The 13,007-nt window shown below is 38.5% G+C and carries 8 protein-coding genes; 2 read left to right on the top strand and 6 right to left on the bottom strand.

Going from position 1 to position 13,007, the window contains the following annotated elements; translation table 11 throughout:
- Positions 1–379 precede the first annotated feature (379 nt).
- Positions 380–2,635 (top strand): dockerin type I domain-containing protein, encoded by a 2,256-nt coding sequence (locus BLW60_RS17215; RefSeq protein WP_242872880.1) that lies wholly within the window; start codon positions 380–382, stop codon positions 2,633–2,635.
- A gap of 70 nt (positions 2,636–2,705) precedes the next feature.
- Here the strand turns inward: BLW60_RS17215 and BLW60_RS12390 are convergent, their stop codons facing one another.
- From BLW60_RS12390 to BLW60_RS12380, 3 genes are all read right to left on the bottom strand, one after another.
- Positions 2,706–5,351, bottom strand: coding sequence for a dockerin type I domain-containing protein (locus BLW60_RS12390; protein WP_074717867.1), 2,646 nt, complete (start codon positions 5,349–5,351; stop codon positions 2,706–2,708).
- The gene (locus BLW60_RS12385) at positions 5,344–5,904 is read right to left on the bottom strand and encodes an RNA polymerase sigma factor (RefSeq protein WP_074717864.1); all 561 of its coding nucleotides are present in this window, start codon (positions 5,902–5,904) and stop codon (positions 5,344–5,346) included. The genes BLW60_RS12390 and BLW60_RS12385 overlap by 8 nt, the downstream gene beginning before the upstream one ends.
- A 338-nt stretch (positions 5,905–6,242) precedes the next feature.
- Positions 6,243–6,506, bottom strand: coding sequence for a dockerin type I domain-containing protein (locus BLW60_RS12380; protein WP_074717861.1), 264 nt, complete (start codon positions 6,504–6,506; stop codon positions 6,243–6,245).
- Positions 6,507–6,629: 123 nt separating this feature from the next.
- Here BLW60_RS12380 and BLW60_RS12375 point away from each other — a divergent pair, with 123 nt between their 5' ends.
- Entirely contained in the window at positions 6,630–7,598 is a 969-nt protein-coding gene (locus tag BLW60_RS12375) for a leucine-rich repeat protein (protein ID WP_347496604.1), read from the top strand.
- A 208-nt stretch (positions 7,599–7,806) separates the two neighbouring features.
- Here the strand turns inward: BLW60_RS12375 and BLW60_RS12370 are convergent, their stop codons facing one another.
- From BLW60_RS12370 to BLW60_RS12360, 3 genes are all read right to left on the bottom strand, one after another.
- Positions 7,807–8,367: a flavin reductase family protein gene (locus BLW60_RS12370; protein WP_074717854.1), complete on the bottom strand. Its 561-nt coding sequence runs from the start codon at positions 8,365–8,367 to the stop codon at positions 7,807–7,809.
- A gap of 292 nt (positions 8,368–8,659) precedes the next feature.
- Entirely contained in the window at positions 8,660–10,270 is a 1,611-nt protein-coding gene (locus BLW60_RS12365; protein ID WP_074717852.1) for an RICIN domain-containing protein, read from the bottom strand.
- An 863-nt stretch (positions 10,271–11,133) separates the two neighbouring features.
- On the bottom strand, positions 11,134–12,738 hold the full coding sequence (locus tag BLW60_RS12360) for an RICIN domain-containing protein (RefSeq protein WP_074717849.1): 1,605 nt from the start codon (positions 12,736–12,738) through the stop codon (positions 11,134–11,136).
- Positions 12,739–13,007: the final 269 nt, after the last annotated feature.

Raw genomic sequence — 13,007 nt, 5'->3', positions numbered from 1 at the left:
CAAGGCTGCCGCCTGCAAGGTCACTGCAGCAGATCATACTGTCGGCAACACGACCATTATACCACATTTTTAGCCGAATTACAATTATTATTTATGCTTTAGCCTTATATCCTGACAATATGACAAAAAGAGTCATACGCCTTCTTCAACAGCATTTTTCATCAACAGCCATTTTGATAGGTGCTTCTGTATACTGCTCATTTTATGTATAAAGATATCCGCTTGTATGCAGTGAAGCTCCATTATTTTTTGTTCACAAAAAGTTTACGATTTCAGCCGCACATCTCCGCATCATCATTCGTTAATGCGTATAAGGAATCATCTTCCGCTAAACTGCAATTTTACATTGCTAAAATCAAGGAATGTAGGTGAATTTAAGATGTTAAAAAAATTTGCGGCTGTTATTCTGGCAGCTTCCACGGCAATTATCTCTTTTTCCGCAGCTCCCACAAGTCTGTTTACTCCGTCAAGCGTTAATGCGGCTGGAACCGTTAACGCAGCATCTATCCCCGACTGGGTACCAAAAGACCTTAGTTCAGCGATCGAGTTCCGAAACACTTACGGAACTGTGCATATTGATAACGGTATCATCTGTGTTGTATCACAATTAAGCATGGCTACAAGCTCAGAGGCTGAACCGAAGGGTATACTGCAATACGAGATAGTGCCAACAGACAGCTCGGTAAAAATACTGTGGCATACGAATTATTCATCGAAAGACAGCCATTATTACTATGAAGTAGCTGTATTAGCTCCTCAGCAAGCCTGTGACTTTGATATTGCTGTTGTCGACGTATTGACTGATGAACCCGATCCCGATCTGAAATACGGTCATGCGATCTCACGTTATTCCTTCTCAGCAAAAGATGATCTGAGCGTTACCGAGACGGATATTTACAGCTGGCTGCCTGACTGTGAAAAAGAATATACGGACTATGTCAAAAAACACGGCGAGGTTTCGGTCAAGGACAACTATGTTGTATTCTGTATGGAGTCAAATGCAGGCTCTCCGTTATCATGGCGCGAAAGATCAGAGGACTATTCCGAGAATTTTGAACGCGCAGCTTTTCTGTTTTGCAGCGAAGAGACTGCCGAACCTGTTGACGGCGGTGACATATATCAGGTAGCTGCGTATAAGGCTGTCAAGGACGGCTGCGCAAAGATAGAATGGGAGTATGCTCCAAATTTCACATGGGAGCTGAGACCGCCATTTTCCGAAGATGAAATGAAACAGTCTTTGACTGCTGACTGTGCTGTTCTTGATAATGCGCAGACAATTCTTCTTTCGGGTCAGATAAGAGTTACGCTTGCTGACTGCGATACCGATGAAGCGATCATTTTAGGCGAAGGTGAAATGCCCTCTATAGCAACAAATATCAGCAACGGTGAAGTGGCAACAGGTCCTGTTCTTGTTATGGAGACCGATCCTGCTATCGTATCCAACGACCTTGGCAGGCAGTTTAATTCGAGCTCTTTTTCCTTTAGTCTCAACAGCAGCTCGCTGCCTAAGGGGTATTCGTTCCCTGACGGCGCAGATCATATGGGCTATTACGGTGGCACTATAAGCCCCGAGGACTACGTGACGATCACGAAGTTCGACAATGGTGCTGCGAATGTGGTATTCAAGCTCATGACCGCTCCTACGGGAGATGTGAATTCTGACGGTGAGTTCAATGTATCGGATATCGTATTGCTGCAAAAATGGCTGCTTGGCGTTCCCGATACCATTCTTGCCGACTGGCAGGCAGCTGATCTCTGCAATGATGACGTGCTTGATATATTCGATCTCATAATGATGAGAAAAGCTCTTATCGTACAAAGTACCAAAGACTATGTTGAGCCTGATGAGTACTTTGAATTCGGGACTCCATTTGTAGTTTGGGAAGACGGTCTGAAATTGTATCTCGGACCTGATGAAAGCTACGAAAACGTTGCTTCTATCCCGCAGAACACCCGTCTCAGCGAGTACGGATATCAGAAAAATAATGATAATTGGCTGTTTACCGAATATAACGGACAGTATGGCTGGATAAGAACGTTCAGCGAGGACGGCATGACTCCTACTATCTTTTACGAACAAGTTGCAAAGAAGCCTGTAATTTATCTTTACCCCGAAGAAGAGACCGATGTCCATGTTGAGCTTGAGCTTACCGAAGCCGAGCTCTCAACAACTTACCCAAAGTACAATAACGGCTGGGACGTAACTGCTTACCCTGACGGCTCACTGCTCAACAAGGCTGACGGTACACATCATAAGTACCTGTTCTGGGACGCTGTGAACTGTCGCACAAGGTTCGGCTTCGCAGAGGGCTTCTGCGTTGCAGGAAGTGATACAGAAAGCTTCCTCAGAGAAAAACTCACATATATTGGACTTACCGAGGAAGAAATGAACGAGTTCATCGTATACTGGCTGCCGTTAATGGAGCATAACAAGTATAACCTCATTGCTTTCCAGGGCGATGCATATACCGATTCCGCAAAGCTTAACATCACTCCCGAGCCCGACAGCCTTCTCCGCATATTCATGACTTATGTCCCACTTGAAGATACAGTTGATATCCGACCTCAGCAGCTTGATACCTTTGAAAGAAAGGGCTTTACAGTTGTTGAATGGGGCGGAAGCGAGGTCAGATAATATACACAAAGAAAAAAACGGCACGGATATTTCCGTGCCGTTGTTACTTTATATTACCCCAACAATATTATCAATTAATGCTGCATAATCCGAGCAGATATTTCTGTATTGTGAGAGCGTCCATATTAGTAACGCCGTCACCGTCAACGTCTGCGCGAATACAGCCTCCTTCTGAGATATGATTGTCGTCACTGCCGTTAACACCGTATTTTGAAGGGTTTGCCAGAGACTGCATTATCAGTACTGCATCAGAAAGATCGACTGTTCCGTCACCGTTTGCATCGCCGTTTCCTTTGATAACAAATGTGGATATCAGATCATAGCTGCTATAGTACCTTACTGTGTCTATAGAACTTGAGATACCTAATATCTCCTCATCATTATAAACATAGCCTGCATCTCCCCTGTGGTGTTTACGGTTGAATTTCTCCATATTGCTGTTGAAGATATCATAATACTGTAATTCAGGATGTTCCATATAGAAGCTGTCAAGTTCCTTATTCATCTTATCCTCATCGTTATACTGTTTTTCAAGGTCGCTGAGGATATACATCATCATACACTGTACTTCGAGCTCATCTGCACTGATACCGTTATTGTTAAAGTCGAAATTTGTATCGAAATTATCGCGTACTTCCTGTGAAACGCCGATACTAACACTGAGTTCTGGATATCTCTTTATCATTGTGCCGATATAGCTGATATCGTACGGAGTAAAGTATTCCATGTCAAGATTGTATAGTATGTTGTAGTCAGCTACGGTTATTTTTCCGTCAAGGTCAATGTCAGGTTTAGGAAGGATACCTAATTTGACATTTTTATAGTATGTCGGAAAAACTGAATCTATTTCAGCTGATGTAAAATTATAGCGCGCAGGAGCTTCATATGCATCAGAGCTGTTCTGAGCTGAGTTCGGACCATATTTTATCGAGAACTGTTCATAATAGCTGAGATTTGCAAAAACACAAGCCGAACAAGACATAGGTCTTGGAGTATAATAGCCCAGATCTTCATAATATATAGGATCAAAATATTTCTCGTCTATCTCATTGTATGTGAGGTAATACATCGTAAAATACTGACCGATATACTCAAAACGGGTATTATAGAAATAATGCGCTGCTACTTTGCAGAGATCAAGGACCTTATAATACTCTTCTTCAGTTACAGGACCATAATCATCACCTGTATAGTGATAGAAAGGATATTCAGTCTGAGATACATACAAATAATCAAGATCATCAATATCGCAAAGCATATCTGATACATAAATTATCTTAACAACGTCATCGAAATCAAAGACACCGTCAGAGTTGATATCTGCATCAACATATCCGTTCTCTATAATATCCTTGACCATTTTATAATCACGTTCTGTACCGTGTATCCAATATCTCATGCTATCTATGAAATCGTATACAGGTGACACATATACCTCAGAAGAATCATATTCATAATAACGACAATAACCAATGTCATTGCCATTTTCATCGAATTTTTCTACATATACATATTTATATTTCAGTTCATCAATCGAAGAATAGTATGCATCAGGGTCATTGTCACTTATCAGTTTATAATCGTCTGCACACACAGGTCTGAAAGTTCCGTCATCATTCTTTACATAATACTTATTCTTTTTAAATGTCACGATATCCCACACATCAATATCCTGCTTTTGTACATCAAGCGGAATAGGATCATCTTTATATTCATCGGGGCAATTTTCAATAAAGTAATTCGGATCGTAATAATCCGTACTTACAGGATAATAAGCGAACAGGTAGCGTACATAATCATACCATAAAAATGAGTAATAATAGGTTTGCGTCACGTTTTCATTTGTTTTGGGATCATAGTATTCTTTTTCGACAGGCAACTGCGTTTCTCTGATAGTATTGTATTTTTCCATTATATAATCAGGGACATATATTTCACCATTACGTGAATTAGCAGCACGGTAAAATGCATATGCATCAAAGATATCGATATTGCCGTCGCAGTTGATGTCTATGTCGAGATCATAATGATCAACGAGCTCTTTTAAATGCATCAGATCTTCTTCATCAGAAGATATAGTGGCTTTAGGTTCATAGGTCTGAGCATTTGCAACTGTGGTCGGATTACTTGCAATTAGGATTGCAGCTAAAGCTGCGGCATATTTTCTCATAATAATACTCCCTTCGTATTCATAGTCATATTCAGAAACAGCGGTAGTTACAGTGCTTACAGATGCTGTTCCTTCCATGCCTGCGGAACCTGTCTGAGTAACAGTAAATGCAGGCATAGCTGCTGTTTGTACCTGAGTGCTTTGTACTGTTTTTTCTTGGGTGTTCTGTGCTGTTTGTGTTTGGCTGTTCTGGGATATTATGCTTGTTTTTGAATAAGAAACGGAAGTCTGAGATAAAGCCTCTGTGCTGTTGACCGTCAAAGAAGTTGTTATCGCTGTGCAGATATCAGTGGTCATTGCAGGCGATGTCGCAGCGGCTGACGTGGCAGGCACACTCGTTATAACGGCGTTTTCCGATATATCAGGTTTTCTTTGAGGTCTAACGGTATTGAAAATACCTGTAGCACCGAGAGCTATAAATATCGCTGCCGCAGTTGCAGGCAAAGCATAGCAGTGATGTATTGCGGGCTTGTGTTTGCAGTCGGCTTCTTCAATGAGATCGGCATCTATATTATTGATGCCCTTGTATAATTTAAGATCACTCATCTATATAACCTTCTTTCTGCAAAAATGCCTTTAATTTTTTCCTTACTCTGAAAAGATATGTAGCCACGGTCTTTACGTTCATATCATAAAATGCCGCTATATCCTCTACAGTTTCGGAATACCAGTATCGCCTCACGAACACCTTTCGGTATTTTTCGGGCTGACTTTTCAGAAATACGCTTATCGCTCCGCCGAGCTGTTCATCTGTTATTGTTTTTTCAATGCTTTTACCGTCAGGAATACATTCCGCAAGTTCGTCCAGAGATACTGAAAAATCCGAATTCCTTTTTGCTGCGCTGTTGTATTTTTTACGGTTCAGTGCGCAGTTTTTCACAAGTTTGCAAAGGTATACTTTCAGATTATCGGGCTTGTTGGGCGGTATCGAACTCCACACGTCCATATAGGCAGAATTCACACATTCTTCCTGGTCTTCTTTTTGAGAAAGAATGTTGCCCGCAATATAGAAGCACAGCTTTTCATAGCTTTGTTTCATTTCTTCAATAGCTTTTTCGTTTCTTTCAAAAAGCAATTCGACAATTGATGCATCATTCAAAAGGTCAGCCTCCTTTCCTGAGGTCCTCTGTATATAAAGACAACATTCGGCTCATAATATTTCACTTTTTTTGCAAAAATTTTTCTGTGATTTTTATTCTTACCCGTTTATATGGATCTTTCAATGCTTCATGCACTGTGACAAGTTACAGGTTTTCTCGGTTTATAGTCATCTGTGCTGCTTTAATTATACCATAGACTGACTTGGGGTTCAAGAAAAACATAATTTTCATATCCTACGGAAATTGCTTTTTTATTGTTTCAGCGGCAAAAAATTACCGAGCCCATACTTTACGGACTCGGCAACTCACTTTTCACCATTGTGACATATTTTTTTGCTTACAATTCGTCTATGGGCAAATTCGGATACAATCCATTGATATGACCTGATATGGCTTGTGAATCCTCAATAGTTATCTCTCTTTTTTCAGACGGTCTGTAAGTGTCAATATTTGCAAGAAACTGCTCAAATGAAAGCGTTGATTTCGTTGCTATATTTTGTTTGTAGAATTCTTCAACTGTTGATCCACTATTAATAAATCTATTGAGAAGAACAACATCAACGATATCAATTTCACCGTCACCGTTTACATCTCCGCACAAGGTCGGCTCTACGATAACAGGAGCAGCAGTAGTAACTGTAGTTGTTACGATCTTTTTAGTAGTTGTTGCCTGTGAAGTGGTCTTTTCCGGTTCTTCCCCTACCTCGTTCGGTTCTTCCGAAGGCTGTTCCTGAACAGCTTCATCTTCAATATCAGTTGTTATTTTCGTAAATCAGTAAAACTTCCTTCTTCTATTACAAGTCTTAACATAAGATTATTTGGTTATTGCAATAGTCTTGAATCTATTGATATTCCTGATACTGTTACAAGTATAGGTATGGACGAATTTGCACAGTGCACAAGTCTTGAGACAATAAATATACCTGATACTGTTACAAATATAGGTCCAGAGGCATTCAAAGGCACAGTATGGCTGAAGAACAGACAGAAAGAAAACCCGATCGTTACTGTAAACGGAATATTGGTAGACGGTACAACTTGTTCGGGAGATGTTGTTATACCCGATACTGTTAAAAGCATTGCAGGCTGTGCGTTTATTGATTGTGATGACATAAAAACCGTAATTATACCGTCTTCTGTTGAAAGCATAGACTATAAGGCATTTCAATTCTGCAGAAATCTTGATTCAGTAACAATAATGAATCCTGACTGCAAAATAAATGGTGATGAAACTGTCATATACAACGGAAACGGATATAAGGGCGTTATCATCGGATATAACGGTTCAACTGCGGAAGAATATGCAAATAAGTATAACTATAAATTCGAGTCTTTAGGTGATTATTCTGCGACTGCTGCTCCAACATCATCAACTACAACCACATCAACTACCACAAATACAACAACGACCAAAACTGCTGCAACTACAACAGTTCCGACACTTACTGTTACAAAGGAAGGCGATGCAAACTGTGACAACAGCGTTGATATGTCCGATGTTGTTCTGATAATGCAGGCATTGGCAAATCCGAACAAGTACGGTATCAACGGCACGGATACAAAACACATCACCGAGCAGGGCTGGATAAACAGTGACGTTGATAAGTCTGCAAATGGTATCACAGCAAATGACGCACTCAGGATACAGGAATTCCTCCTCGGTAAGATCAAGCAGCTTACTATGAATAAATAAATACTTCAAAAAACATAGGCGATCATTCAAAATTGATGCTCCTGTAGTCCATTGCTGTTTATAAGCATACTACATGAGCATTTTTTTGATGTATCATAAATACATACTATCTTAAATGATAAATTCGATAAGTCAAGTAAAAAAGCAGCCTTTTCAGGCTGCCTGATCTTTATATACTATGCTTCAAAATATGTTTTTATAACTTCGATCACCGGAACTTTTTGCCTGCACTTCTGGCAGCAGCAACGCTCTCGCCCACTTTTCTGTAGCATTTTGTGGCTGTATCATATATAACAAGTCCCACCTTGCTGTAATCCACCTTGCCGTCAGTAAGAACATTTTCGTCAGCTTTAAGACCGACTACCTCGGCAACTACTCTGGTCTCGCCAAACTCCTCCTGAATTTCTATGACCTTGCACTCGATAGTTACAGGAAGCTGGTCAATAACAGGAGCGTTGACCTTGTCTGACTTTGTGACAGTAAATCCGCACTTTTCCAGCTTGTTCTCCTCATTGTTTCCCGAAACTATCCCAACATAGTCGCAGGCAGCGATATGCTCTGCCGTAGCATAAGCAACTGTAAACTCCTTGTTGAGCTTGATATTTTCAGTGGTCTTGTGTGAGTTTGAAAGGCTGACCGATATCTGGCTCATGCCTACTTGACCGCCCCATGCAGCATTCATGGCATTGGGAGTGCCATTTGCGTTATATGTGCCGATGATAAGTACGGGAAGCGGTGCGAAAAAGCCTTTTTCAAATGATTGTTTCATATCAGATTACCTCCGAAATAGTATGATGTTTTTATACATATCAATTATACATCACATATTCCTAAAAAGTCAACCACAGGCAGCGCTTATATAAGCTCACACTGCCAAAGAGTAGTTTTTATGCTTTGTTAAAAGACTGCCTGTAAGTGAAATGATTATTTGTATATGTAATAGAATAGGCATGGGGCGTTTATTACCTCATGCCTATTGATTCAGAATAACTTTAGAATTGATCTAAGTTTTCTATTATTGATCGTTCTATTAAAAGTCACACTTGAATGTGTATCTTTAATTAGCCGATGCACTGCTTAAAAAGATTTAAGTAAGTATCATTAGCTCTTTCCGAAGCGAAGATAGAATTATGAGTATTGTCATTTCCATATGTAAATCTTGAACAGGTCTTCCAAGTTCCGTTCTCTTTAACTTTTACATAATCATCGCCAAAACTTCTGAATGCTATACAAAAATCTCCATCTGAATTTATGTAACCATCAAATTGAGACCAATTATCTCCATGTTTTTTATTCAAATACCATTTGTAGTTACCACTTGTAACTTCACGACCTGCACCAGATTGAAGAGCCTGCCATAAATCTGAACTATATACAGTTATAGTAGCATATCTTAAATTTGACGATGTTGATTTATATAAGTTTACTGTAACATTTACATTACTTATGGCTGATCCAACAGCATTAGTAGCAGCAAATAATGATTGCAATCCAAGAGATGCTGTAGGGTTGTTAAGTCCACCCTGAATTGAATAGTTTGCAATTGCTTCAGCTAAGCTAAAATCCCTCTTTGTCTTTCTAATTGAATCAACTTGAGTTATTCCAACTGAAGGAACATCATCACTTGTTACGATTCTATATCTGTAACCACCATAATTAATTGAACCAAGAGGATATTTATTTCTTGCTCTGTTAAACTGATTAGGTGTGCTGGTCTCATGTTTATCTACAGGTTCTAAATACCAGTTGTCATTAGTTCTTGAATCGCTTCTGTCCCAGATCTGAATAGTCTCGCAATCAGCATAAGATGAATTTGTAACTTCTAAGATCTTGTTACCATAGCTGTTTACAGATCCTATTTCAACGCTGCCGTCACTCATTTTTCTAAATCTGAAATTCTGCTGCTGACAACCATTTACAGTATCATATACCTTCAGATCTGTGCCGTTTGTATCTGCTTGCCATGGACTCCATAGATCAAAACATCTATTGCCTCCAGCCATTGAATAAATTTTATAAAAGCCATTTTCATACTGGATTTTAAACTGCTGGTTAGCATCGCCATGGAATGGATACTGAACTATTTCTGCATTATTGTAACTTGAACCGCCTTTAACGTCAAGATACTTGTTAGTCATCTTATTACGAATGTAATAAACTCCATCGGATATGTTTCTTTCTACAGCCTGATATGTTGGAGTATTTGAAGTTGATGAAGTAGACGAAGAAGATGATGATGACGATGATGAAGAAGATGATGATGACGATGATAAAGAATATGCGTGTGATGGATCAGCTGCTATGAGCAATTCCTTCATCTTATTAAGGGAATTAGTTCCAAATATACCATCTTTTGTTAAACCATATTTAAACTGAAAAGCCTTAGCTGCTGCTTCTGATGCAGATCCATATATACCATCAACATTTAATCTGTATTTGCGATCAAGAGTGCTATGACCGCTATCACCGTTAGCAACAAGGTAGTTTATAGCACACTGGAACCACTTTACCTCATCGCCATTAGAACAGCCAACTGAAAGTGTTCGTTTTGGCACAGAATGGTTCCAATAATCTGTACTGTTGTCAACTGCGAAAGCAGACACAGGTAATACTGTAATGAGCATTACAATAGTTATGAAGATACTTATAAATGGTTTTGCTAATTTCTTCATTTTAAATCTTACTCCTTTTGTTTTTAATTTATTAATAATCGATCGACCATGAAGAAGAAAACACCAACATTAAATACCATCTCTCCCCCAATCCCTGCTGAATTTGATATTTTGATCTTACAACCAATCAATTATATTCTTCATGCTAAAACTTTTGATAAGTACAATATTTGTGACGTTAATATATAAGTGACTAATATCTGCTGTGCTATTCTACACTCCCTTTTAGTATCTACAGACTGATCATCTCTAATGTACAAACACATTTTTATCATCGAAAAGGATAAAAAGTGCTTCCTGATATAAGCACGAGGCAATCATAGCCTCATACTCATTAGTTCAAAATCACTTCTGAATGTCTTTTCATAGATGAAATTGAATAAGAATCGCCGATTTATATTTGTTTGATTATAATCGTTGATTATCTCAGCCAAAGAAATTATATCATTAAACAAACTAATAGTCAATAATTTTTGCGTAAAATCATAAAAAATATTGCAATCGCCACAATTAATCAAAATAATTTACAACTCGTATTGTTAAAATATCCAATTCATATCCGATCAAAAATTGACTTTTCTCAATATTTCGTGTTAAAAATACAAATGGTAAATCTGATACAGATATACCAACTGTATATCAGGACAAGTTGAAGACTATTCCACAATGATCATCCCCCTGAAATTTCTTATACCTTTTTTGATTCTCATAACTGCAAATGCTGAAAAAAGTGATTTATAAAAAAAATAGGCATGGGGCGTTTATAACCTCATGCCTATTGATTCAGGATCACTTTAGAATTAATCTAAGTATTCCATTATAGATCGTTCCATTAAAAATCACATCGAAATGTGTATCTTTAATTAGCCGATGCACTGGTTAAGAAGATTTTTAGCATCGCCAGAAGCCTTCAGTGGAGCGAAGAGAGAATTGTGACCATTATCATTTCCGTATCTGTATCTTGGATAATTTATATATGTTGGACTCCAAGCCCAGTCTTCACTCTCACGATATGCTACATAATCATCATAGTAAGTGTGGAATGCTATACAAAATTCTCCGTTTGAATCAAAGTATCCGTCATACTGATAATAATTCTTTGCATGTTCTTTAGATAAATACATTTTCTGACTTCTACCCTGTTCGTCCTTACCGCCATATTTTTCATAACCTGCATCATTGTTAAGACGGCTCTGTAATTCAGAATCATAAACCTCTATAGTAGCATATCTTAAATTTGATATTGTTGATTTATATAAGGTTAATTTAACATATGCAGACGATGTAGCTGATCCAATCGCATTAGTAATACCGAAAATTGCTGCCACTCCATTAATGCCAGCAGCGTAGCTTTCATCACCATCAATTGAGAAGTTTGCAATTGCAGTAGCTAAGCTAAAGTTCCTCTTACTCTTTGTAACTTGTTTAACCTGAGTCATTCCTGTTGTAGGTACATCATCTCTTGTTACAATTCTATATCTGTTGCCGCCATAATTAACTGAACCAAGTGGGAATTTGCCGCTTGATCTGTTAAACTGAGCAGGTGCCTGAGTAGCATAATCATTTACAGGCTCTAAATACCAGTTATCATTATTTCTTGAATCGCTTCTGTCCCAGATCTGAATAGTCTCGCAATCAGCATAAGATGAATTTGTAACTTCTAAGATCTTGTTGCCATAGCTGTTCATAGTTCCTATTTCAACGCTGCCGTCATTCATTTTTCTAAATCTGAAATTCTGTTCCTGGAAACCAAATGAAGCATCATATACCATCAGATCTGTACCATTTGAATTTGCTTCTGTTGCGCTATGCAAATCAAAGCATCTGCCTTCATCAGCCATAGAATAAATTTTATAGAAACCATTGCTTTCATATTTTATTCTAAACTGCTGGTTAAGATCGCCATGGAATGAATACTGAATGATTTCTGCTCCGTTATAAGCACTACCGCCTTTAACGTCCAGATACTTGTTAGTCATCTTATTACGAATGTAATAAACTCCATCGGATATGTTTCTTGATACAGCTGAATATGTTGGCTGTGATGGCTGAGATGGCTGTGATGGCTGAGATGGCTGTGATGGCTGTGGTGCAGGGTGAAGTACTGCCTTCATCTTAGCACGGGAAGCAGGACCAAAATAACCATCTGCTGTTAAACCATACTTTCTCTGAAATGCTAAAACTCCTGTTCTTGTTGCATTTCCAAAAGCACCGTCAACATCTAATTTTGAAGTGTTAAGACGACTTGGGATACTGCTGTTATCACCATTACTAACAAGGTTGTTTATAGCACACTGGAGCCACTTTACATCATCTCCGTTATAGCCAGATGAAAGTGTACGTTGTGGCTCTGAATGTTCCCAATAATTTACGCTGTAGTTAGCTGCCAAAGCAGACACAGGTAATACTGTAACGAGCATTACAATAGTTATGAAGATACTTATAAATGGTTTTGCTAATTTCTTCATTTTAAATCTTACTCCTTCTGTTTTAAATAGTTTATTAATAATCGACCGATCATGAAGAAGAAAACATCAATCAATGAAAACCATCTCTCCCCCATTCTTTACTGAATTTGATATTTTGATCTTATGATATATCAATTATTTTCTATGTGATAAAACTTTTTGATAAGTACGATATTTGTGACGTTAATATATTAAGCGGCTGATATCTGCTGTGCTATTCTAACCTCCCTTTTAGTATACTTCTCAATCATAAACACAAGGCGATCATG

Origin of the sequence: Ruminococcus flavefaciens (assembly GCF_900108555.1) — a bacterium.
GTDB lineage: Bacteria > Bacillota > Clostridia > Oscillospirales > Ruminococcaceae > Ruminococcus > Ruminococcus flavefaciens_P.
This window is presented reverse-complemented; position numbering and strand designations above follow the sequence as displayed.